Below are 23,557 nucleotides of genomic sequence, written 5' to 3'. Positions count from 1 at the left end.
GGGAACGTGGCTGAATGGTGCCAAGCTCGGAGAGGGGTGCGTTCGATAGTCTGAACTGCCCCTACACATCTATTGTATCACGTTTTAGGGTGCGAAGTCAAGCAAAATATGAAGTATATCAGGGACTTAGCCTGATCTAATGCGATTAGCCTAGATGCTACAGCACCATAATTACGCTAGTAAACTAGCTCCGCCCACTCCAGCCTTGCTAACTAAGTGCAGCGTCCGGCTAACCCGATACGGGCGTCCTTCTGCAAGCACATAGCATTATCGCTACGCTGTCACGCGGTCCGCCAAAGGCGTTAATGGAGGCTATGATCCTAACCGAACAGGTCATGTCCAACTGGCTAGGTGCCGGGGCGTCCGCCCTAGAAGGGCGTGGCAGGATCATACGCCCATGAGCGCGCCTTGCAACCCACCAAATATCTTCATCTAGCACCTTCGAAGAAAGGCCGATCTATGGGTAGTACCTGCACCTGATCCCGGGGGTGAAACGCAGTCCAAGTCCACTGGGTATGATGAGCGCCCGAAACCCTTAAAACCTCAAGGATTCCGGGCATTTTGACATTTGGGCGTGTCAGTCAACCCTAAGAATTACGCGATTGTCTCATTCACGGTCGATTTAGGTAACAAAATCCCTGGTGACCCCAGCAACTTGGCCCTGACACTGGCATGATTGGCGTGGGCGTAGCGAAATAATTGCCCCATCGTGCGATGGCCACTGACCGAGGCGACCTCTGGAACTGTCAGACCAAGCTCAAACAGCCGGCTGATGGCTTCATGACGCAGATCGTGGAAATGCAGGTCGTCAATTTTGGCCCGAGCGACCAGTCTGGACCATGATAGGAGGAAGCCGTTAGGTGACAAAGGAAAGACACGCTCCCTGTCGATGGGCTTGACCTCCGTAGCTGCCTCTAGGAGCGAAACCGCCTTCAATGATAGAGGGATCACGCGAGAATGCCCGTTCTTGGCCTCCAGGATCGTCACGGAGCGCCTTTTGATGTCAACCTGGGCCCACTTCAGGGCCAGCATCTCGCCCCTGCGCATCGCTGTCTCTAGGGCGAACTCGATCAGCAGCGGTACATAAGGGTTGCGCGTTCGATTGCTGTGATTAGTGGCCCCCGCGACATGACCACTCCGAGCCATCGCCAGCAGGGTGTCCAGTTCCCCTTCTTTCAACCGCCGTTCCCGCTTGTTGTCGATAACCTTCAACCGGAGCTTCGCCAGCGGATTGTCCCTGAGTGGAATATCCCACTCCTCCACCGCCAAACGGAACATATGATTGATGGGCGACAACGTACGCTGGAGAGATTTGGCCGTTACCGTTTTGAGCCGTTCATCGCGATACTTTACGAAATCACGGACGGTCAGTTCGGACAGGGTTTTGCGACAGATCGAATGCCGGAGGAAAGCGTTGACCACGTACCTCTCTCTGTCAGCGGCCTTGAGCTTAGGAATGACCTCATCCCGGTAGCGGGTCACGAGATCGCCCAAGGTGGACTGCTCAAGAGCCTTACGGTTGGGGGATAACTCCTGCCTGTCGGCCTGTATCTCAAGGAGCCGTGCCCACTCCTTGGCGTCTGCTAGCTTGAAGAAGGATTTGGTGACGGGAGCGAATCCCTGACGTCTAAACTGGACGTGGTATTTGTCGCTCCGCTTGCGGATTGTGGCCATGATTGAACCTTTGCCGTGCCATTTGAGTGCCAGCAGGTGTTCAATGATGTTTCGGAGAGTTTCCGCCTTCCAGCTAAACCATTGTGGTTCAACAAGGAAAACTTGGTGGGCGATGACGGACTCGAACCGCCGACATCCTCGGTGTAAACGAGGCGCTCTACCAACTGAGCTAATCGCCCGCTGGGGCAAACGCCCCTGCAAGGCGCTCTGATTAGGGCCCCTGCCCGGGATCGTCAACCGTCAAAAAAGAAAATGGCCCCGGCGCGAAGCGCTCGGGGCCGATCAGCATGCCGATACAGGATCGGACTTAGTTGATCGCGTCCTTCAGGCCCTTGCCGGGCTTGAACTTGGCCTGATTGGAGGCCGGGATCTGAATTTCGGCGCCGGTGGCTGGGTTGCGGCCGGTCGAAGCCTTGCGTGCCGACACAGCAAAAGTGCCGAAACCGACGAGACGAACTTCTTCGCCTGCCTTCAGGGAGCCGGTGATTGCCTCGAACACTGCATCAACCGCTTCAGCGGCCTGTGCCTTGGTGATCGTCGCCTTGTCGGCAACGACGCCAACCAGATCGTTCTTGTTCATAGCGTTTCCTCGCGTGAATTGCCCGCCCTCGCTTGGCAGACCTGATACCTGGAAACCCTTTGTCGATTCTGGACGAAACGCAAGGATTTCCGGGGGTCTCACGAGGCCGGACGGTGCAAAACTGTTAATGGACTGGAAAATTTGACCCGGCAAGAGCGGTTTGCCGCCTGCTCGCCGGTTTTCTGGGCTTTTCCGCCTGTTTCTCGACTTATTCACCGAGGGCCGGCGTCGGCGCCTTGCTGCGCCTGATTCCCAGCATCAGCGGCAGGGCCAGCAGGTAGATACCGGCGCCGATAATCCAGATTAGCCCCGGCCAGCTGCCGCGCACGCCGAAATAGACGAAGCTGAAGAACAGCGGCCCGAACACTGAGGCCAGGCTGACCAGGCTGGCCAGCACGCCCTGCAACTGCCCCTGCTTGTCCGGCCCCACCTGCTGGGTGACCAGCGATTGCAGCGCGGGCATGCCGATGCCACCCAGGGCAAACAACGGCGCCAGCGCGAACATGATCCAGCCCTGCGTGGCAAAGCCGAGAATCACCAGCGCGGTCAGTTCACACCCCATGCCGACGATCAGCGCCCAGCGCTCGCCGAGCCTGGCCACGGCCGGACCGGTGAGAAACGCCTGCGCGCCGGCGTGGAACACGCCAAAGGCGCCCAGCGACAGCCCGATCATCATGCCGTTCCACTGAAAATTGTCCTCGCTGAACAGCGCCCAGATGGTGCCGTACATGGTACCGACGAAATTCATGATGACGAAGATCGCCATCATCGGAACCAGCGCCTTGAAGGTCAGCGCCCATTTCAGCGGCTTGAACGGGTTGAGGGTATCAAGATCGAATCGCGCGCCAGGCTGGCCCTTGCGAGATTCGGGCAGCACGAACAGCGCCAGGGCAAAATTGGCGGTGTTGAGCAAAGCGGCGGCGATAAAGGGCGCCCGCACCCAGAAATCACCCAGCAACCCACCCAGAACCGGCCCGATGATGAAACCGATGCCGAACATGGCATGGAACAGGCCAAAGCGGCTGGCGCGCTCCTCTTCGGTGGAAATATCGGTGATATAGGCGGTCGCCACCGCCATATTGGCGCTGGTGATGCCGGAAATGGCCCGGCCCAGCACCAGCATCCACAGCTCGGGCGCAAACGCCATCACCAGATAATCGATCGCCGCGCCGGCCAGCGAGACCAGCAGCACCGGCCGGCGGCCAAAGCGGTCGCTCAGCACGCCGAGAATCGGCGAAAACAGAAACTGGCAGGCCGAATACAGCGCCAGCATGATGCCCAGCGTGGTCGCCACCTCGGTCATGTGGCCGACATCGCGCAACAGCGCCGGCAGAATCGGGAAGATCAGGCCGATGCCGACGGCGTCGAGCGTGACGGCCGCGAGGATAACGACAAGGGCCTTGTTCAAAGTGATGCTCCGATTGGTGCCGCCAGCGGCATTTGACGTGGGTGGTTCACAGCCCCGTTACAAGGCCGCCCGCGTTATGGCGGGTGCTGGTGACAGATTTTGGCAGCAGCGGCGCCGAGCGCATTTGGTTTGCCTTGTCGTGGTCGCAACCATGCTAGGGCTGGCCATCAGAACCGCGAGGAAATCATGGCCGTCGTCTATATCGTGCAGGGCTTTCAGCTCCGGGGTCGTAAGCTGACCCCCGACCAGCCCAGAACGGCCAAGACAGCGGAGGCGGCTATCATCCTGGCCGAACGGATGGCCACCAGCCGGGCCGGTGTCTTTGCCTTCTCGCAGGCCGTGGATATCGAAACCGATACCTATGACGAGCCCAAGGTGCTGCTGCGCCTCGGCGACCTGCCGCCGGGATTGCCGGAGTAGCGCTGGGTGGTCCTTCCTTCTCCCCTTGTGGGAGAAGGTGCCCGAAGGGCGGATGAGGGGGCTTTGCTACGCTTAGATCATGGGGAGGCGCAGCCCCCCCTCACCCTGACCTTCCGCTGAACGCGTCAGGTCTGTCCCTCTCCCACAAGGGGCGAGGGGGCGCCGGTGGGTGGAAACAAAAAAACGGCGGCCCCGAGGGACCGCCGTTTCTATTTGATACCCAGCAGCCCGCTTAGTGCGGCAGGCCGGTGGTGGCGTCGTCCGTCGTGTCGACCTTGGCGGTCGCAGCGGCGGCGGCTTCATCGAAGTTCCACTCGATCGGCTCGGGCTTGCGCACCAGCGCCCGCTCGATGACCTGGTCCATGCGGCTGACTGGCACGATTTCCATGCCTTCCTTGACGATGTCCGGAATCTCGGCGAGATCGCGGACGTTTTCCTCAGGGATCAGCACGGTCTTGATGCCACCCCGGAGGGCCGCAAGCAGCTTCTCCTTGAGGCCGCCAATGGGCAGCACCCTGCCCCGCAGCGTGATTTCGCCGGTCATGGCGACGTCATTGCGCACGGCAATGCCGGTCATCACCGAGACGATGGCCGTGGCCAGGCCAATGCCAGCCGATGGGCCGTCCTTGGGCGTCGCGCCTTCGGGCAGATGGACGTGGATGTCGCGCGTGTCGAACATCGGCGGCTTGATGCCGAAATCGATCGAGCGCGAACGGACATAGGCCGTTGCCGCGGTCAGCGATTCCTTCATCACTTCCTTGATGTTGCCGGTGACCGTCATGCGGCCCTTGCCCGGCGTCATCACGCCTTCGATGGTCAGCAGCTCGCCACCAACCGAGGTCCAGGCCAGGCCCGTCACCAGACCAACCTGTGCTTCGGCTTCGATCTCGCCATGCGTGTAGATATCGGCGCCGAGATACTTGGTGAGTTTCTCTTCATCGATAACCACGGTCTTGACCTTGGTCCTGACGATCTCGGTCACGGCCTTGCGCATCAGCTTGCCGATTTCGCGCTTGAGGTTACGCACGCCCGCTTCACGGGTGTAGCGCTGGATCAAGGCGGTCAGCATTTCGTCGCTCAGCTCGAACTCGCCATGGGCGAGGCCGTTTTCCTTCAACGTTTCCGGAATCAGGTGCTGCTTGGCGATCGCGTGCTTCTCCTGCTCGGTGTAACCGGACAGGCGAATGATCTCCATGCGGTCCATCAGCGGGCCGGGAATGTTGAGCGTATTCGACGTGGTGACGAACATCACATCGGACAGGTCATAATCGACCTCGAGATAGTGATCGGCAAAGGTGTGGTTCTGCTCGGGATCGAGCACTTCCAGCAGCGCCGAGGACGGATCGCCCCGGAAGTCCTGGCCCATCTTGTCGATTTCGTCGAGCAGGAAGAGCGGGTTGGATTTACCGACCTTCTTGAGCGACTGGATCACCTTGCCGGGCATGGAACCGATATAGGTGCGGCGGTGGCCGCGGATTTCGGCTTCGTCCCGAACGCCGCCAAGCGCCATGCGCACGAACTCGCGGCCGGTCGCCTTGGCGATCGACTTGCCCAGCGAGGTCTTGCCGACGCCCGGAGGACCGACGAGGCAGAGGATCGGCCCCTTAAGGGTGCCGGTACGGCCCTGCACAGCCAGATATTCAAGGATGCGTTCCTTGACCTTCTCGAGCCCATAGTGATCCTCGTCCAGCACCTTTTCGGCCATGGCCAGGTCACGCTTGACCTTGCTCTTCTTGCCCCAGGGCAGGCCGAGCAGCGTATCGAGATAGTTGCGCACCACGGTGGCTTCGGCCGACATCGGGCTCATCGACTTGAGCTTTTTCAGTTCGGCCTCGGCCTTGGCCTTGGCTTCCTTGCTGAGGCGGGTCTTGGCGATGCGCTCTTCGATCTCGGCGATCTCGTTGGAGCCTTCTTCGCCGTCGCCCAGTTCCTTCTGGATCGCCTTCATCTGCTCGTTGAGATAATACTCGCGCTGGGTCTTCTCCATCTGCCGCTTGACGCGGCTACGGATACGCTTTTCTACCTGCAAGACGCCGATTTCGCCTTCCATCAGGCCAAGAATCTTCTGGAAGCGCTCGGCGACCGAAATGGTCGAGAGCAAATCTTCCTTCTCGTTGATCTTGATCACCAGATGGCTGGCAATGGTGTCGGCCAGCTTGGAGTGGTTTTCGATCTGCCCAACCGCAGCGACGACCTCGGCAGAGATCTTCTTGTTGAGCTTCACATAGTTTTCGAACTCGGTGGAGGCCGAGCGCGACAAGGCTTCGAGCTCCGTCGCGTCTTCTGCGGGCTCAGGCAGGATCGACGCCTCGGCCTCGAAATAATCGACGGTCTGCAGATAGCGGTCGATGACCGCGCGATGCAGGCCTTCCACCAGCACCTTGACGGTGCCGTCGGGGAGTTTCAGCAGCTGTAGCACCGTGGCAATGGTGCCGGTGGCATAAATCTGGTCGGGCGCGGGATCGTCGTCCTGGGCGTTCTTCTGGGTCACGACGAGAATATGCTTGTCGTCGCGCATGACCTCTTCAAGCGCCTTGACCGATTTTTCACGGCCAACGAATAACGGCACGATCATGCCGGGGAAAACGACGATATCGCGCAGCGGGAGCACTGGGTAAACGCGATCCCGGCTGGATTCGCCGCCCGTGGGATTGACGTCCGTCATCTCGTATCCTTTCCGGGGCGCGCGGGAGGAAGGGAGGATGCGCGCCCGTTGTAGACAGCTTCAGCATCGAGGCTGAGCTGATTCCGGTTAATAAATAGGTCCGTCTGGCGGGGACGCAAGTCAAGCTTCGCGGTATTGTGACGGTTAACCCGAGAACGCACAGGAGATATGCGCAATAGCCCGGAAACACCTGTGTGCCCTGCATGCAGAATGGCTACGCTTCTGCCGCAGCGCCCCGGATATTCTGCAACAGCCGCACCAGCTCGATCTGGCGGCGTGAACCGGTCTTGGCCAGCGCCGCCTTGATCTGGTCGCGCACCGTGTGCAGTGACACTTGGCGGGCGTCGGCAATTTCGCGCGAGGTGAGGCCATCAGCAATCAGGCCGGCAACCCGGATTTCGCTCTCGGTCAGGCCAAAGCCGTGCCGCAGCAACTCGTCGCTCTTGGCGGTGTCGGGCGGCGGGGACAGCGAGATCAGCAGATGCGGTTCGCCGGAACCGCTGGCCATGCCCAGCGGCATGAAGCCCAACCGGTCGCTCTCGATACGGGCCAGGCGCACCTGCGTGACGCCGCCATGCGGATGCCGCAACTGCAGGCTGGCAGATGGGGCGCCCCGCCGCTGCGCCATGGCATCAAGCGCCTGCTGCAGCACATTGTCAGCCGCCATATCGACGAAATGCAGTCGTCCGAGAGCGCTGAAGCGCAAGGTCGCGCCAATTTCCGCCAGCGCCTGGGCGGCAGGATTGGCATAGATCACCTGCCGCGTCGTGGTCAGGGCCAGCAGGGCGCCGCCGCTCGACTGGCCGGAAAATTTCTGGCCGGCCACCACCTGGATGGTTTCATTGAACATGGTCCGGCTGATTTCGAGGGCGCGGCGCATATGCGGCGTCAGCAGGGTCAGCGTGTCGAAAAAGTCCTGCTCGTGGCCAGCGTGGCGCTGGCTCATATTGCCGCCCAGCACGAAGAAGCGAGATTCGTCCCGGGCCAGAATAACCCCGGCCCCGGTGCGCAAATCGCCCTGGGGCAGCACCCATTCATTGTAGAATGCGGTCTTGAACAGTTCCTCCTCGGGGAAGGACTGGGCCGAGGTCACCACCTTGCCAACCGGCGTCTTGGCCAGCCCCGGCGCCCAGGCGTTGAGGGTGCCGTAATGCTCGTGGTAGCTCTGCATGAATTCGGGGGCGTAGCCGTGATGGAGCAGGTCCAGTCCCAGATTGGACGCAAAGTCGTAGCCGTAGAGGTGGGTATTGACGACACCCATATGCGTGGACAGCCGATCCAGAAAATCCTGCCACCGCGCCGGGTCGAGCGCCGCCGCAAACAGGATCGATGTGACATCAGCGAATTGTTCGACGCTCAGCTTAGCCACGGCCCCCTCCCAGCCCGGCATGAAGCCCGCTCGAGCATGGTATTGTCAAGCTTTGCCGCCGGTTTGGGCCCCATTGCCCCCTCATGTCCGGCCCCCGACAAAGCGCGCCCTGGGCCGGATCAGCTCGCCACTGGCGGCCTGCTCCTGCGCATGCGCCAGCCAGCCGGCGCAGCGTGACAGGGCGAAGATCAGCAAGGGCGCCTGACGCGGCAGGCCATGAGTTACGGTCAGCGCGGCGAGGGCAAAGTCGATATTGGGGCGATCGCCGGTGATCCGCTCGCCTGCCTCGGCCAGCGCGGCGAACAGCGGCGGCACCGGCATTTGCGCCAGCAGATGCTGCGCCCTGGTATCGCCATCGGGATAGAGCGGATGGCCGAAAGCCGGGACCGGCATGCCCTGCCCCAGCCGCGCCATGACCGCGGCTTCGGCGCCGTCGCGCGCCGCGTCATCAGCCAGAGCGAGCACAGCGGTGGCCGCGCTGCCATGCAGCGGCCCGGTCAGCGCCGCCAGCCCCGACAGCGTTGCCGCTGCCAGTGAAGCCCCGGTTGAAGCGGTGACACAGGCGGCAAAGGTCGAGGCGTTGAGTTCGTGGTCGGCCAGCAGCACCAGGGTGCGGCGCAGCGTATCCGCCGCCGCCGGGCAGCCCCAGCTTGCGGCCAGCCGCGTATGGAGCGGGTCAGCCCCAGACGGACTGGCGGTCAGCGCAGCGCCGACGATGGACAGGATGGCAGCCGCCTCCTGCTGCAGGACGGCAGGCGACCGCCCCAGGCTGGGTGGATCGATAGCGGCGCGACCGGCCAGCGCGGCAAACGCCGCCCCGATGCTGGCGTCGCCGGCAGCGGCCGCTGGCAACTGGCCGAGCGGAGCCGCGTCCCACAGTAGCGCGGCGATTTCTTCCAGCGTTGCCGTGGCCGCCAGCTCGACCGCATCGCGGCCGCGATAGAGCAGACGACCCTCAACGACGGTGGAAATTGCCGACTGCAGCACCGGCTCGCCCCAATGCATCGTCGCCACCGCCACGGCGGATTGCTGGCGCCGGCCCGCGCCACGCTGCGCCAGCCGTCGCACGTCATCGCCGCGATAGAGGCTGCGGCGACTATCGGCCGGGTCCGACCGGGCCTTGATGCGGCCTCGGCTGACATTGGCATAGAGGGTCTGCGGCTGGGTGCCGAGCAGCGCCAGCGCTTCGGTGGCGGTCAGCCAGTCCATGACATTGATCCAAATGGTCAAGATTGACGTCAATGTTAGCACGCCTGAATGCTGCAACAACAGCCAAAGGAGAGTGTGATGAAGAGTGGTCTGGAAAACGTGGTGGCCGCCGAAACGGTGCTGTCGGACGTGGATGGCGCCCATGGTCGGCTGATCGTGCGCGGGGTGTCGCTGGACGAGCTGGTGGCGGGCAGCGCCTATGAGGACGTGGTGCGCCTGCTGCTCGATGGCTTCCTGACACTGCCCGCCGACCTGCCGGCGGCGCTAGGCGCGGCCAGGGCGGGCCTGTTCGCCCATGTGGCGACTGCTGATGCCGCGCTGGTCGCCCTGCCGCCGGTGGACGCCCTGCGGGCGCTGATGGCTCGCCTGCCCGATGGCGATGACATGGCAATTGCGCTGCCCCTGCTGGCGGCGCCGGCAGTGTTCACCGCGGCCCTGCTACGGCTGCGGCAGGGGCTGTCCCCGATCGCGCCGGACGCTACCCTGCCGCATGCCGCCGATTTCCTGCGCATGCTGCATGGCGCCATGCCCAGCCCGGAGCAGGTTGCCGCGCTCGACTGCTATCTGGTGACCGTGGCCGACCACGGGCTGAACGCCTCCACCTTCGCCGCCCGCGTGGTCGCCTCGACCCAGGCGGGGCTGGCGTCAGCGGTTCTGGCCGCATTGAGCGCACTCAAGGGGCCGCTGCATGGCGGGGCGCCCGGCCCGGTGCTGGATATGCTCGACGGCGTCGGTCAGCCCAACGATGCCGCCGCCTGGCTGGACGATGCGCTGGCGCGCGGGGAGCGGCTGATGGGGTTCGGCCACCGCATCTATCGCGTCCGCGATCCCCGCGCCGACGCGCTCAAGAGCGCCGTGCGGCGGCTGGCGGCATCCGGCGCTATCGAACCGACGCGCCTCGCCCTGGCCGAAGCCGTGGAACAGGCCGCGCTCGATCTGCTGCGGCGCAAAAAGCCGGACCGGCCGTTGGAAACCAATGTGGAATTTTACACCGCGCTGCTGCTCGAAGCCCTCGGCTTTCCCCGCGACGCCTTTACCTGCGTCTTCGCCGCCGGTCGGGTGAGTGGCTGGATCGCCCATGCCAGCGAACAGGCGCTGGACGGCCGGCTGATCCGCCCGATGTCGGTCTATGTGGGACCCCGGCCGCAGGCTGCGGCCTAACGCGGCTCCCCCACAAACAAAAATGCCGGACCCAAGGGCCCGGCATTTTCAATTCTATCGCAAGTCGATCATGCCCCCGCGGGGATGTCTTCCTTTTTGCGTTCGGAATAGATGTAGAGCGGACGGATGTCCTTGCCCCGCACCACTTCCTCGCTGATCACCACTTCCTCAACGCCTTCAAGCGAAGGCAGGTCGTACATGGTGTCGAGCAGGATGGCTTCCATGATCGAGCGCAGGCCGCGCGCGCCGGTCTTGCGTTCGATGGCCTTCTCGGCGATCGCCTTGAGAGCGTCCTCGTGGAAGGTCAGTTCGACTTCTTCCATCTGGAACAGCCGCTGGTACTGACGCACCAGAGCGTTCTTCGGCGCGGTCAGGATTTCGATCAGCGCCGCGATGTCGAGATCTTCCAGGGTCGCCAGCACCGGCAGACGGCCGATGAATTCCGGGATCAGGCCGAAACGGACCAGATCTTCGGGAGCGACATCGGCAAGAATCTGACCGACGCGACGATCATTGGGGTCCTTCACGGTCGCGGCAAAGCCGATACCTGAACCTTCGCCACGCGCCGAGATGATCTTTTCGAGCCCCGCAAAGGCACCGCCGCAGATGAACAGGATATTGGTCGTGTCCACCTGCAGGAATTCCTGCTGCGGGTGCTTCCGTCCACCTTGCGGGGGAACCGAGGCCACGGTGCCTTCCATGATCTTGAGCAGAGCCTGCTGCACGCCTTCGCCCGACACATCGCGGGTGATGGACGGGTTGTCGGACTTGCGGGAAATCTTGTCGACTTCGTCGATATAGACGATGCCGCGCTGCGCCTTTTCCACGTTGTAGTCTGCCGCCTGGAGCAGCTTGAGGATGATGTTTTCGACATCCTCACCGACATAGCCAGCCTCGGTGAGGGTGGTCGCGTCGGCCATGGTAAAAGGCACATCAAGAATGCGCGCCAGCGTCTGAGCCAGCAACGTCTTGCCCGAACCGGTCGGCCCGATCAGCAGGATATTCGACTTGGAGAGTTCGATATCCTGGTTCTTGGACGAGTGGTGCAGACGCTTGTAGTGGTTGTGGACGGCCACGGACAGCACACGCTTGGCGCGGTACTGACCGATGACGTAATCGTCGAGCACCTTGCAGATTTCTGCTGGTGTCGGCACGCCATCGGAGGACTTGACCATCGAGGTCTTGTTCTCTTCGCGGATGATGTCCATGCACAGCTCGACGCACTCATCACAGATGAACACGGTCGGACCGGCGATCAGCTTGCGAACCTCATGCTGGGATTTCCCGCAGAACGAGCAATAAAGCGTGTTCTTGGAGGTTTCGCCGTTCGTTGTCTCTTTGGACATCCTGTCACTCCCGGGAGCAGAGTGCCCCCAAAATTCAGCGCTATCGTGAACGGTAACGCTGAAGGCATAAACAAAGTCTAAGCCGGAACGATCCTAAAGACCGATCCGGCTTGGTGCAATTGCGCGCGGATCACAGTCCACGGCGCATCGGCAATGTGCTTAACGCAGGCCAATCAGCTGGCAGCGTCCGGCACGATGCGCTTTTCATAGACGCTGTCGATGAGACCGAACGCCTTGGCTTCCTCCGGCGAGAGGAAATTATCGCGCTCGAGAGCCCGCTCGATTTCCTCGTATGTACGGCCAGTGTGCTTCTCATAGATCTGATTAAGACGACGCTTCAAACCCTCGACTTCCTTGGCATGAATCATGATGTCAGTGACCTGACCCTGATAGCCGCCGGAAGGCTGGTGGACCATGATGCGCGAGTTCGGCAGACTGGTACGCATGCCCGGCTCGCCAGCGGCCAGCAGGAGCGAACCCATCGACGCCGCCTGCCCCATCACCATGGTGGCGACGGCCGGACGGATGAACTGCATCGTGTCATAAATCGACAGGCCGGAGGTGACGACGCCACCGGGCGAGTTGATGTAGAGCGCGATTTCCTTTTTCGGGTTCTCCGATTCGAGGAACAGCAGCTGCGCCACGATGAGCGAAGCCATGTTGTCTTCGACCACACCGGTGACGAAAATGATGCGCTCGCGCAGCAGGCGCGAGTAAATGTCGAAAGCGCGCTCGCCCCGATTGGACTGCTCGACCACCATGGGCACGAGCGTATTCATGTAAATATCGTGCGGATCCCGCATGTGATGCCCCTTCGCTGTGCCGTGTCGCGGACCTGGCCAGCAGTTATCGTACAGAATGGAACATGACCCCGGTCCGAACGCCTATGTCGGAGCGTTGGAATCATGCCGAATTTCGAATCAACGCGACGGTCGATAGCAGACTAGTTCGCCTTAATGGGCGGTAAAGCCACAGATAGGCGGCAATGGGGCCTGCTTCAATAGCCGGGGTCGCCGATCTGACGGAAGGGTGAATGGGCGCGGGCAGCAGCCCACGCGATCCCCTAAGCTGAGAAGCTGACCGCCACGCCCTTCTTCTTGAAGTAGGACTGCATGATCTTGCGGCCCTGGCGATTGGACTGGGCCAGCTTGGTCGGCTCGAACACGGCTTCCTTGGCGCCTTCGCGGGCCATGGCGGCCTTGAGCGCGGCGATATGGGCGTCCAGATCCTCGTTATCGTTCTTGATCGAGGCGTAGATGTTGTCGATGGCTTGGCTCAGGGTGAGGTCGCTCACTTGGGGCACTCCTTGGCTCGTTGCCCTTCCACTAGCGATTTTTGGCGGGAGGGCAAGCGGCCGATTGCAATGGCTTTGTGACCTCGTAATGTCGGACGTTGTTTTTCAGTCCGGTTTTGCATCGCCCATGGCCGCCATCGTTCAGCTCAAGCCCATCACCGACGTGCCCGAAAACCGTCGCGCCAGCGCCGAACCGCGCGACCAGGCATTCTACCAGAACCCCTATGCGTTCTATGACCAGTTGCATGCGAGCAACCCCAGTTTCTTCTGGGACCAGTATGGGCATTGGTGCTTTGCCGGCTTCAAACAGGTCAGCGCCCTGCTCCGCGACAAGCGGTTTGGCCGCGAAATCCTGCATGTGGCAAGCCGCGAAGAGCTGGGCATGCCCGCGCCCAAACCGCACACCCCCGCCTTCGACCTGACCGAGAAGCACTCCCTGCTCAATCTGGAGCCGCCGTCCCATACGCGACTGCGTACGCTGGTGAACCGGGCCTTCGTGTCACGCCATGTCGAGCAATTGCGGCCGCGCATCGTCAGGCTCGCCAACGAGATCATCGACGGCTTTGAGAATGATGACAGCGTCGACCTGATCAAGGCTTTCGCAGCCCCGCTCCCGGCCATCATCATCGCCGAGATGATCGGACTGCCGGCCGACAGCGCCCCGCAATTGCTCAATTGGTCCAACCGCATGGTGGCCATGTATATGTTCGGGGTGAGCCATGACACCGAGCTGGATGCCAATCAGGCATCGAGCGATTTCATGGATTTTCTGCGCGTGGTGATCGCCGAACGCCGCCGCCAGCCGCGCGAAGACCTGCTCAGCCACATGCTGACTTCGGATCGCGGCGGCGACCGGCTGAGCGACGAAGAGGTGATGTCCACCGCCATCCTGCTGCTCAATGCCGGCCATGAGGCGACGGTGCACACCACCGGCAATGGCGTCAAATCCATCCTCGAAAGCGGTATCGATCCGGTTACGCTTTTTACCAACGAAACGCAGACAGCGGCAACCGTGGAAGAATGCCTGCGCTTCGACGCGCCGCTGCACATGTTTACCCGCTATGCGCTGGAAGATCTTGAATATGAAGGGATTTCACTGCGCAAGGGCGATGTGGTGGGGCTGTTACTGGGCGCCGCCAATCGTGACCCGGCCCGCTTCGCCCAGGCCAATCGCTTTGACCCGTTCCGCAGCGACGGCGCCAATGTGAGTTTTGGCGCAGGCATCCACTTCTGCATCGGCGCCCCGCTGGCGCGGATCGAACTCCAGGTGGCGTTGGGAGAATTGTTCCGACGCCTGCCGAAGCTGCGACTGGCGGAAGAGCCGCGGTATAACGACGTGTATCATTTCCATGGGCTGGAGCGGCTGATGGTGCGCTGGCGGTAGCAACCCAACCACCACGCATCACCCTCGGGCTTGAGCGCCCCCGAGGCCCTTACAAACTCGCCAGCACCCCCGGCACCAGCAGCGGCAAATCCTCGCTGACGAGGCCCGGGCCACCAAACCGGTTAGCGGCTTCCGCGTGCAGCCAGACGCCGGCGCAGGCGGCGGACCAGCCCGACATGCCCTGCCCCATCAGTCCGGCGATCATGCCGGCTAGCACGTCGCCGGAGCCGGCGGTGCCGAGCCATGCCGGCGCATTGGCGTTGATGGCGGCGCGGCCATCGGGGCTGGCAATCACCGTGTCGCTGCCCTTGAGCACGATAATGGCGCCGGAATGGGCAGCGGCGGCGCGGGCCTTTTCCAGCTTTCCGCCGGGAACGTCGCCGAACAGGCGCTGGAATTCGCCCTCATGCGGGGTCATTACCACCGGAGCGGCGCTGGCCTTGATGTCGGCAAACAGGGTGGCGGAATCGTCAGCGAAGCTGGTCAGCGCGTCGGCATCGAGCATGGTGGCGGCGCCGGAGGCCAAAACGGCCAGCACATTGTTGCGGGTGGCCTCGCCAACGCCGCCGGCCGGACCGATGACCACAGCGTTGATGCGCTTGTCGGACAGCAATTCCGTCAGCGCCGGGGCGTCAGCGGCGGGCTTGAGCATGATGGCGGTGACATGGGCCGCATGGACCATCAGCGCCGCCTCTGAGCCCGCCAGCGACACCAGCCCGCAACCGACGCGGAAAGCAGCCATGGCGGCCAGGCGCGCCGCGCCGGTGTTCAGCGGGCCACCGGAGACGACAAGGCAGTGGCCGCGATGGAACTTGTTGCCGGCATTACTGGGCACCGGCAGGGCCCACAGATTGGGCGTGTTCTGCCAGGCGGTAGCAGCAATCGGCTCCAGCACGGCTTCGGGGATGCCGATTTCGGCCAGCACCACCTCGCCGCAGCGGTCACGACCCGGCTGCAGCAGATGGCCCGGCTTGAGTCGGAAGAAGGTGACGGTCATATCGGCGATGATGGCGGTGCCGCGCACGGCGCCGGTGGCGCCATCAATGCCGCTGGGCACGTCGATGCTGACCACCGGGCGCGCGCTGGCATTGACTGCCTCGATCATGGTGGCGAGTTCGCCATCCACATCGCGGTCGAGCCCGGCCCCGAGCAGCGCGTCGATCACCAGATCGGCGCTTTCAAGATCGCTGGGGCTTGGCGCCTCGATGCGACCGCTCCACTGCTCGGCCATGGCCGCTGCATCGCCCTTGAGCGCTTCGCGGGGGCCAAGCAGGCGCAATTGTACCGGCCAGCCCTTCTGCTTGAGCAGGCGCGCCACCACGAAGCCATCGCCGCCATTGTTGCCGGACCCGCATAGCACCAGCACCGAGCGCTGATAATAATGCTCGGTGATCGCCTCGGCGACGGCCTTGCCGGCGGCCTCCATCAGCTTGAGCGACTTGACGCCGCCCTGCACGGCCAGACGGTCGGCCTCGCTCATCTGGCGGGGCGTAAGCAGGATATCGGCGGGGGCGGTGGTCATGGGGACACTCTCAACAGGCTCAGGCAGCACAAAACAAAAAGCCGCCCATTTCTGGGCGGCTTCAAATTCAGCGGCAGAACACCTTAGTGGTGGTGCTCTTCGGGGACGTCGTCCTCGTCGGCCTGGATCAGCTTGGCGAGTTCTTCGCGGCTCATCTTGGCTTCGGTGATCTCGCCCTTTTCGGCGACAAAATCGACGACCTTGTTCTCGAACACCGGAGCGCGGAGGCCAGCGAGGGCCTGCGTGTTCTTGCGGTAGTAGTCGTAAACCTGCTGTTCCTGGCCGGGGAAGCGACGGACTTCGGCGATCAGCGCCTGCTGGTGCTCTTCGTCGGTCACGTTCACGTCGTTCTGGTTGCCGATCTCGGCGACCACCAGACCCAGGCGCACGCGGCGCTCGGCGATCTTGCGGTACTGCTCGCGAGCGGCTTCCTCGGTGGTGCCTTCATCTTCGAAGGACCGGCCATGGCTCTGCACTTCGTGCTCGACGCGTTGCCAGATGGTGGCGAATTCGGCTTCGACCAGTTGGGCCGGAACGTCAAACTTGTGACCATCATCAAGCGCATCGAGAATCTGGCGCTTCATGTGCTGGCGGCTCATGGAGGCGAGAGCGGCTTCCATCTGGGTCTTGACCGCTTCGCGCATGGCAGCGAGGTTTTCGACGCCGAGACGCTTGGCGAACTCGTCATCCAGCTCGCCGGCATTCGGGCCGTCGACATGCAGGATGGTGACTTCAAACTGGGCCTTTTTGCCGGCCAGTTCTTCGCTCTGGTAATCCTTGGGGAAGGTGACGTCGATCTCGCGCGTCTCGCCCTTCTTCATGCCAACGAGCTGCTCTTCGAAGCCCGGGATGAATTCACCCGCACCAACGGTGAGGTGAGCGTGATCGGAGGTACCGCCATCGAAGGGCTTGCCCTTGATCTTGCCGACAAACGACAGGCCGAGACGGTCGCCGGTCTCGACGACGCCTTCGTCACCCTTGTCGGTGTAGCCACGGTTCTGGGCGAACACGCGGTTCACTTCGGCGGTGATCTCTTCTTCGGTGATCTCGATCACCGGCTTGGTCAGCTTGACGCCTTCAAGCTTCATCAACTCGACCGGCGGCAGAACTTCATATTCGACTTCAAACGCTAGGTCGGCCTTGCCGTCCAGCACGTCATTGATGACGGTCTGATCTTCGGGCAGGTCAACCTTGGGCTGGGCGGCAGCGCGCTCCTTGCGCTCGTCCAGCGTCGAGGACACGGACGAGTTGATCGCGTCGGTCATCACTTCGGACATGGCCGAACGACCAAACTGCTTACGGATGTAAGACAGCGGCACCTTACCAGGACGGAAGCCCTTGATGTTGGCCTGGCCCTTAAGCTCTTCGAGCTTGGCGTCGAGACGCGTGTTGAGGTCGGTGGCCGGAATGGTGACGCTCAGCTTGCGCTTCAGGCCTTCATTGAGGGTTTCGGTAACCTGCATTCGGTTTATGTCCCGTCTTCATTGATCGTAGGGCCTAGTCCCTATTTGGTGCGGGCGAGAGGGGTCGAACCTCCACGCCTTGCGGCGCTGGAACCTAAATCCAGTGCGTCTGCCAGTTCCGCCACGCCCGCTAAAGGACCCGTTGGCCGGGTTGGGGTTGCATCTATATGAAGACGGAAAGCCAGTCAAAGCCTAGAGTGCCGATTTGCCGGGAATGCGCATCTGCAATGGCAGATCGGCTCCAAGTCGCTCCGGTGACGCATTTTTACCACCGCTGCGGCGACGCTGCTGGCACCTGCCCAAACTTTGTGCATACTGCCACTGTTTTGATCGAGAAGACTTTTGTCGCTCCCGCTAGCGCGGTGAGATTGCGGCGCTAAGCCATTCTACGATCAAGCATTTTTTGTTGGCCAGCAACGTGGCACGCCCCGTGCATACGGGTTGGCGGTATCCGCCGTAAGCGGCACGTGGAGGCTCAAAAATGAAAAAAATCGAGGCTATCGTAAAGCCGTTCAAGCTCGACGAGGTCAAGGAAGCGCTGCAGGAGGTTGGCCTGCAGGGCATTACCGTGACCGAAGCCAAGGGTTTTGGCCGCCAAAAGGGCCATACTGAACTCTATCGCGGCGCCGAATATGTCGTGGACTTCCTGCCCAAGGTGAAGGTGGAAGTCGTCTGTTCCGACGAATTGGTCGACAAAGCCATCGAAGCGATCCGCAATGCCGCGCAAACCGGTCGCATCGGTGACGGCAAGATTTTCGTCTATTCGATCGAACAGGCCATCCGTATCCGCACCGGCGAATTCGGCGACGACGCGCTCTAGGGCCCTCCACCCGCGCGGCTCGCCGTCAATCAACAACAGACAGATTTAGACAGGGGAATACCTAAATGACCACCGGAGCTGATCTCCTCAAGCGCATCAAAGACGAGAACATCAAGTATCTCGACCTGCGCTTTACCGACCCGCGCGGCAAGCTGCAGCACGTCACGCTCGACGTTTCCATCGTCGACGAAGACCTGTTCGAAGAAGGCACGATGTTTGACGGCTCCTCGATTGGCGGCTGGAAGGCCATCAACGAGTCCGACATGGTGCTGATGCCCGATCCGACATCGGCCTATATGGACCCGTTCTTCAGCGCCTCGACCATGGTGGTGAACTGCGACATTCTCGAGCCCCTCACCTACCAGCCCTATAGCCGCGATCCGCGCACCACCGCCAAGAAGGCCGAAGCCTATCTGCGCAGCACCGGTATCGGCGACACCATCGTGTTCGGCGCCGAACCCGAATTCTTCCTGTTCGACGACGTCAAATACTCCAACACCCCGTTCAAGGTCGGCTTCGAGGTCGACCATCCCGAACTGCCGTCCAACAACGACACCGCCTATGAATCCGGCAATAACGGCCACCATATCGGCCTGAAGAAGGGCTATTTCCCGGTGCCGCCGCTGGATAGCGCCCAGGACATCCGTGGCGAAATGCTGGCGGCGATGGCCGAAATGGGCGTGGTCGTGGAAAAGCACCACCACGAAGTGGCCTCGGCCCAGCATGAACTCGGCATCAAGTTCGCGCCGATGATCAAGGCTGCCGACGACGTACAGATCTATAAGTATGTCATCCATCAGGTCGCCAACGCCTATGGCAAGACCGCGACCTTCATGCCCAAGCCGATCTTCGGCGATAACGGCTCCGGCATGCATTGCCACCAGTCGATCTGGAAGGACGGCAAGCCGCTGTTCGCCGGCGACCAGTATGCCGGCCTCAGCATGGAAGCGCTGTATTACATTGGCGGCATCATCAAGCACGCCAAAGCGATCAACGCCTTCTCCAACCCGACCACCAATAGCTACAAGCGTCTGGTGCCCGGCTTTGAAGCCCCGGTGCTGCTGGCCTATTCGGCCCGCAACCGCTCGGCTTCGTGCCGCATTCCCTTCGGCCAGTCGCCGAAGTCCAAGCGCATCGAAATCCGCTTCCCCGATCCGCTGGCCAACCCCTATCTGTCGTTTGCCGCCATGCTGATGGCCGGCCTCGACGGCATCAAGAACAAGATCCACCCCGGCGATCCAATGGACAAGGATCTGTACGAGCTGCCGCGCCAGGAGCTGATGCAGATCCCTCACGTCTGCGGCTCGCTGCGCGAAGCACTGGATGCCTTGGACAAGGACCGCGAGTTCCTGCTCACCGGGGGCGTGTTCGATAACGACCAGATCAGCAGCTATATCGAGCTGAAGATGGGCGAAGTCATCAAGTTCGAGCAGACCCCGCATCCGGTCGAATACGAAATGTACTATTCGGCCTAAGCCCGATTGGTAGAAATGCGAAGGGCCCCGCGAGGGGCCCTTTTTCTTGCTAGTCGTAACCGTAGCCTTCGTCACTATCGCCGGGCTCGGAGGTGTCGATGTGGACCGGTGTCAGCACCGCCACCGCCTTGCGCCATTCCTCGGGCGCTTCGAGCATGAATTCGATCTCGTCGGCCGGCTGCGGCGTATCGAAATGGACGGCAAAGCCGACCTCGAACGGCCGCACCACGCTGGCCGCGACATGACCAACGGTAACCCGCGCGCCGATCTGGGGATCTGTATCCGCCGAAATCGCAGCGCCGGAGGCGGAATAATCGACGACGAGGCACGGCAGCACCGTGCCGTCTTCCAGAATGAGCACCGAGCGCGGCTCGGCCGGCATCAGGCGCTCCTCGCCACGCTTCTCGGCGATGCCAGACCAGGGCTTGTGGCGAAACGCCTCGATGCGCTCGGCCAGCGCATCATGATCGGAAGCGGCGAGCGTCACCGCGAAACCATCGGCGACCAGCCGCGACACGCGCCCCTGCAAAGTGCCGAACGGGGCAAAGCTGGCCGTCACCATGGCGCCGACCGGACCGATCACCGGCGCGGCAATCACGAAGTCCGTGGTCGAGATGGCGCGCAGGCGGCAGGCGAACACATTGACGCCGGGATGGCTGGGTTGATCATCGAGCACATAGCGGCCCGCTACGGTGCTGATATTGGTGACACTGCTTACGGCTTCCAGCTCAGGCATGACGCAATTCCAATCATCGCATGTGGCGCAGACCCTAGCGGGCGGCCCTAAAAACCCCGTTCACCGACTGACAGCAGATTTCCCGATGTCAGTAAGCAAAACTTCATCCTGCTAGGTGGGTGATCAGGTCGGTGGCGCCATCAGGACTTCGAGCTGATCCAGCTCCTGCAACTGGATAAACCGCAGCGCAAACCCCACATCGAGATAGCGCACCACCCGGCCCACCAGCTTGCCGATGGCCATCGGCGTGCCCAGGCCCGGCCAGATTTCGGCCGAAACGGCAACGCCGGACTGGGAGATATCGATGACGAAACACGGCAGCTGCGAGCCGTCGCCCAGGGTGAGCGTGGTACGGGGGTCGCGCGGCGGGATGCGCTTATGCTCGCGTTTGTCGGGGACCTGCTCGATGGCGCGCTTCTTCTGCCAGACGATCTTGCCGCCCAGCCGGTTCCGCTCGGCATCGCTGAGAATGAGGTCCATGACGAAGCCTGAGGGCAGCTTGCGGCTGATGCGGCCGCGCAAAATGCCGAACTCGTCGAAATGCGCCGTAATCGACTCGCCCTCGGCGCCGACCACCGGCGCGACCACCACCGACAGCCGCGTCGAGACCGAGCATAGCCGGCAGGCATAGACAGGGATTTTGCCATTCTCCCCAACGCGACGCTCTGACAGCGTATAGCGCCCGGCCACGGCGCCGATGAACCGGACGTCATGCCAGGCGAAATGAGATGGCGACGGCAAGCCGCCATTGTCGTCGCTGCGAAACATGGTCCCTCATCCATTTGTTCCCAACCGGAACGAAACCTATGAGGCAGGTCTTAAGGACTTCTCCCGATTTAACGGCGAGTTTTGTGCATCACGGAACAAGAAAGCGGGTTTCTGCTGCATGGTTAGCAAGGCGCTAGCGGAGCGGCAAACGGCGCTCGCCAGCGCCGCGCCGGTCACCCCGCTTCGCTGGCCATGGCGGCGAAATGTGCTTCAGGACCATCGACTTCCTTGAGGCGGCGGTTCTCGATCAGGAAGAAGCGACTACCCAGGCCCCGGACAAAACTGCGGTCATGCGAGACCAAGATCGCGCTGGCAGCATGCTGGTGGATTTCTTGCTCCAAACGCTCCTGGCCGGGAATGTCGACATGGTTGGTCGGCTCGTCCAGCAGGTAGAAGTTTGGCTCCTGCAACCGGATCGCCAGCAGCCCCAATCTGGTGCGTTGGCCGAAGGAGAGTTCGGCGATCGGCCGCTCCTGTTTTTCCACCGGGAAGCCGGCCGCGGCGAGCAGGCTCTTGCTGCGCTGGTCGCCCTGATCGAAGCGGCTGGTGATGTAGCCGAGCGGCGATTCCCGTGTCGGCAGGAAACTCATGGCCTGATCGACATAGCCGGGGACGATTTGCGGGCTGACGCGAATGCCCGGCGTGGCGGTCCCGGTCATGGCGTGGTGGATGAGGCCGATGAATTGCGATTTGCCGGTGCCGTTGCGGCCGAGGATGACCAGCCGGTCGCCCTGGAACACATGCAGCTTGTCGATGCGGAATAATTTGTCGCCGACCGGGCTGGTGACATCGACATTTTCGATGGCCAGCATGACCCGGGCCTGGGCGCCGCTATTGCCGAGCTTGATCTCGCCGCTGCGCTCCTGATGCAGCGCCAACACGGCGTTTTCGATTTTTGCGGCACGCTCGCGCAGATATTTCGATTTCACCACCAGCAGGTCACTGCCGGAGTTGATGCCGACATTGGTCAGCTTGGCAGCCTGCTTGCGCAGCCGGCTGACCTCCTTGAGGTCTTTTTCGCGTTTGGCCTCGGCGGCTTCGTCCAGTTCAGCCAGCGCCAGGCGGGCTTTGCTGTAGGGCAAGGCGAAGTAGTGACTGGCGTCGGGGCGCAGGAACAGGGTGCGGTTAGTGGTGGCGTCGAGAAATTGCCGGTCATGGCTGGCGATGACCACCGGCATATTGCGGGCCGCCTGATTGAGCCAGTTTTCCAGCTGGAACAGCTTGCCCAGATCGAGATGATTGGTCGGCTCGTCGAGCAGCAGCGCATCGGGTTGCAGCACCCAGCAGCGGGCAATCAGGGCGATGCGCTGCCAGCCGCCGCTCAACTCGGCCAGCTTCCGGTTACGCATCTCGGCCGGGGTTTCGAACTCATCGAGCACCACATCGACGCGCCAGCTGTCGCTGTCGCGCTCGCTGGGCGGCAGCGCCTGCAGCACCGCGTCATAGAGTGTCAGGCCCATGCTGGCGGCGGGCATGTCCTGCTCGACATAGCCGACGGTGAGGCCGCGCGAGCGCACGATATCGCCAGCGGTCAGTTCGCCCTGCCCGGCCATGGAGCGCAGCAAGGTGGTCTTGCCCCGGCCATTGCCGGCAACGAGCCCGACGCGGTCGCCATCGCCGATGACGAAATTGAGGTTGGAAAACAGGGTTTCGAGAGCCACGAGGCCGGCGTTGCGGAGGCTGATGGAGCCCATGATGTTGTCTCACTGGTGCAGGCGGCTCGCAGGGCGAGCGCCAATGCCGTCAGAAGGCGGTCAATGACCGCCACGAAGGGCAAACCAGATGGAAAGACAGCAAAGACGTCCGTACCGACCGGTCAGCCCTGCAGCTGGTGCCACAGGGCGAAAACAGGGCCACGGGTGTGGTGCGGATATAGCAGTGTCAACGCGCCCTCCCCGGTTGTCGATTGGCGTGCTTCACCAATAACAACGCGGTCGGCAAAAATCAATCAACTGATCAGACGAGATAGAACAGCGCCGCCATCAACGCGACGACCCCGGAACGCGGGGCGGTGAGCTTGGCCAGCCGGTACACAAAACCAGATCCGGCATGCGGCCAAACACCGAAGACAATCGAGCCGGCGGGGACCGGATACGCAGAACTAGGATCCCGATCGGCTCGCATACGGCAACTCCAGACAAAAGACCGTATGACTGTGGTTTTAGCAGCGCGGCTTTAAGAAAGTGCTTTCAAGAAGCAAACGGAACGTAAACCGGGCGCCCGATCTTGGGACGGAATTGTCCGGAGATGGGAGAGAGGGGCA

The 23,557-nt window shown here is 62.1% G+C and carries 19 protein-coding genes and 2 tRNA genes; 5 read left to right on the top strand and 16 right to left on the bottom strand.

The window, feature by feature from the left end:
- Positions 1-594: 594 nt before the first annotated feature.
- The 4 genes from ACX3OW_RS08880 to tet all read right to left on the bottom strand — a co-directional run bounded on the left by ACX3OW_RS08880 (position 595) and on the right by tet (position 3,662).
- Positions 595-1,674: a tyrosine-type recombinase/integrase gene (locus ACX3OW_RS08880; protein ID WP_459095386.1), complete on the bottom strand. Its 1,080-nt coding sequence runs from the start codon at positions 1,672-1,674 to the stop codon at positions 595-597.
- Between the two features lie 103 nt (positions 1,675-1,777).
- Positions 1,778-1,853 (bottom strand) — tRNA-Val (locus ACX3OW_RS08875).
- A 128-nt stretch (positions 1,854-1,981) separates the two neighbouring features.
- Positions 1,982-2,254, bottom strand: a complete 273-nt coding sequence (locus tag ACX3OW_RS08870) for an HU family DNA-binding protein (protein WP_046140229.1) — start codon at positions 2,252-2,254, stop codon at positions 1,982-1,984.
- Between the two features lie 208 nt (positions 2,255-2,462).
- Positions 2,463-3,662 (bottom strand): Tet(A)/Tet(B)/Tet(C) family tetracycline efflux MFS transporter, encoded by a 1,200-nt coding sequence (gene tet, locus ACX3OW_RS08865; protein ID WP_459095385.1) that lies wholly within the window; start codon positions 3,660-3,662, stop codon positions 2,463-2,465.
- A gap of 186 nt (positions 3,663-3,848) precedes the next feature.
- Between tet and ACX3OW_RS08860 the strand changes: the two genes are divergently transcribed.
- Positions 3,849-4,082 carry a hypothetical protein gene (locus ACX3OW_RS08860; protein ID WP_459095384.1) on the top strand — a complete coding sequence of 78 codons (234 nt, stop codon included), beginning with the start codon at positions 3,849-3,851 and terminating at the stop codon, positions 4,080-4,082.
- Between the two features lie 232 nt (positions 4,083-4,314).
- Here the strand turns inward: ACX3OW_RS08860 and lon are convergent, their stop codons facing one another.
- From lon to ACX3OW_RS08845, 3 genes are all read right to left on the bottom strand, one after another.
- Positions 4,315-6,747 (bottom strand): endopeptidase La, encoded by a 2,433-nt coding sequence (gene lon / locus ACX3OW_RS08855; RefSeq protein WP_459095383.1) that lies wholly within the window; start codon positions 6,745-6,747, stop codon positions 4,315-4,317.
- Between the two features lie 214 nt (positions 6,748-6,961).
- Entirely contained in the window at positions 6,962-8,116 is a 1,155-nt protein-coding gene (locus ACX3OW_RS08850; RefSeq protein ID WP_459095382.1) for a helix-turn-helix transcriptional regulator, read from the bottom strand.
- Positions 8,117-8,197: 81 nt separating this feature from the next.
- Positions 8,198-9,325: a citrate synthase gene (locus ACX3OW_RS08845; protein WP_459095482.1), complete on the bottom strand. Its 1,128-nt coding sequence runs from the start codon at positions 9,323-9,325 to the stop codon at positions 8,198-8,200.
- A gap of 78 nt (positions 9,326-9,403) precedes the next feature.
- Here ACX3OW_RS08845 and ACX3OW_RS08840 point away from each other — a divergent pair, with 78 nt between their 5' ends.
- A complete protein-coding gene (locus ACX3OW_RS08840; protein ID WP_459095381.1) occupies positions 9,404-10,486 on the top strand; it encodes a citrate synthase/methylcitrate synthase in 1,083 nt (360 codons plus the stop codon).
- A gap of 68 nt (positions 10,487-10,554) precedes the next feature.
- Here the strand turns inward: ACX3OW_RS08840 and clpX are convergent, their stop codons facing one another.
- The 3 genes from clpX to ACX3OW_RS08825 all read right to left on the bottom strand — a co-directional run bounded on the left by clpX (position 10,555) and on the right by ACX3OW_RS08825 (position 13,126).
- Positions 10,555-11,832 carry an ATP-dependent Clp protease ATP-binding subunit ClpX gene (gene clpX / locus ACX3OW_RS08835; RefSeq protein WP_459095380.1) on the bottom strand — a complete coding sequence of 426 codons (1,278 nt, stop codon included), beginning with the start codon at positions 11,830-11,832 and terminating at the stop codon, positions 10,555-10,557.
- 173 nt (positions 11,833-12,005) lie between these two features.
- Positions 12,006-12,635 carry an ATP-dependent Clp protease proteolytic subunit gene (locus ACX3OW_RS08830; protein WP_459095379.1) on the bottom strand — a complete coding sequence of 210 codons (630 nt, stop codon included), beginning with the start codon at positions 12,633-12,635 and terminating at the stop codon, positions 12,006-12,008.
- A 260-nt stretch (positions 12,636-12,895) separates the two neighbouring features.
- Complete coding sequence (locus ACX3OW_RS08825) at positions 12,896-13,126, bottom strand: hypothetical protein (RefSeq protein WP_459095378.1); 231 nt, start codon at positions 13,124-13,126, stop codon at positions 12,896-12,898.
- A gap of 127 nt (positions 13,127-13,253) precedes the next feature.
- On the opposite strand from ACX3OW_RS08825, the gene ACX3OW_RS08820 reads away from it, so the two are divergent.
- A complete protein-coding gene (locus ACX3OW_RS08820) occupies positions 13,254-14,510 on the top strand; it encodes a cytochrome P450 (protein ID WP_459095377.1) in 1,257 nt (418 codons plus the stop codon).
- A gap of 49 nt (positions 14,511-14,559) precedes the next feature.
- On the opposite strand, the gene ACX3OW_RS08815 is transcribed toward ACX3OW_RS08820, so the two are convergent.
- The 3 genes from ACX3OW_RS08815 to ACX3OW_RS08805 form a co-directional block, all read right to left on the bottom strand.
- Complete coding sequence (locus ACX3OW_RS08815; RefSeq protein ID WP_459095376.1) at positions 14,560-16,032, bottom strand: NAD(P)H-hydrate epimerase; 1,473 nt, start codon at positions 16,030-16,032, stop codon at positions 14,560-14,562.
- Positions 16,033-16,115: 83 nt separating this feature from the next.
- Entirely contained in the window at positions 16,116-17,495 is a 1,380-nt protein-coding gene (gene tig, locus ACX3OW_RS08810; RefSeq protein ID WP_459095375.1) for a trigger factor, read from the bottom strand.
- Between the two features lie 46 nt (positions 17,496-17,541).
- Positions 17,542-17,626, bottom strand: a tRNA-Leu gene (locus ACX3OW_RS08805).
- A 350-nt stretch (positions 17,627-17,976) separates the two neighbouring features.
- Here ACX3OW_RS08805 and ACX3OW_RS08800 point away from each other — a divergent pair.
- Both ACX3OW_RS08800 and glnA read left to right on the top strand, forming a co-directional pair.
- Positions 17,977-18,315: a P-II family nitrogen regulator gene (locus tag ACX3OW_RS08800; RefSeq protein ID WP_459095374.1), complete on the top strand. Its 339-nt coding sequence runs from the start codon at positions 17,977-17,979 to the stop codon at positions 18,313-18,315.
- Between the two features lie 65 nt (positions 18,316-18,380).
- On the top strand, positions 18,381-19,790 hold the full coding sequence (gene glnA, locus ACX3OW_RS08795) for a type I glutamate--ammonia ligase (RefSeq protein WP_459095373.1): 1,410 nt from the start codon (positions 18,381-18,383) through the stop codon (positions 19,788-19,790).
- A 49-nt stretch (positions 19,791-19,839) separates the two neighbouring features.
- Here the strand turns inward: glnA and ACX3OW_RS08790 are convergent, their stop codons facing one another.
- The 3 genes from ACX3OW_RS08790 to ACX3OW_RS08780 form a co-directional block, all read right to left on the bottom strand.
- Positions 19,840-20,526 (bottom strand): PilZ domain-containing protein, encoded by a 687-nt coding sequence (locus ACX3OW_RS08790; protein WP_459095372.1) that lies wholly within the window; start codon positions 20,524-20,526, stop codon positions 19,840-19,842.
- 123 nt (positions 20,527-20,649) lie between these two features.
- Positions 20,650-21,294 carry a PilZ domain-containing protein gene (locus tag ACX3OW_RS08785; RefSeq protein ID WP_459095371.1) on the bottom strand — a complete coding sequence of 215 codons (645 nt, stop codon included), beginning with the start codon at positions 21,292-21,294 and terminating at the stop codon, positions 20,650-20,652.
- A gap of 173 nt (positions 21,295-21,467) precedes the next feature.
- On the bottom strand, positions 21,468-22,988 hold the full coding sequence (locus ACX3OW_RS08780) for an ABC-F family ATP-binding cassette domain-containing protein (RefSeq protein WP_459095370.1): 1,521 nt from the start codon (positions 22,986-22,988) through the stop codon (positions 21,468-21,470).
- Positions 22,989-23,557 lie beyond the last annotated feature (569 nt).

The organism is Devosia sp. A449 (genome assembly GCF_054489375.1).
The sequence above is the reverse complement of the archived record's forward strand: the minus strand, read 5'-3'. Positions and strand labels throughout refer to the sequence as shown.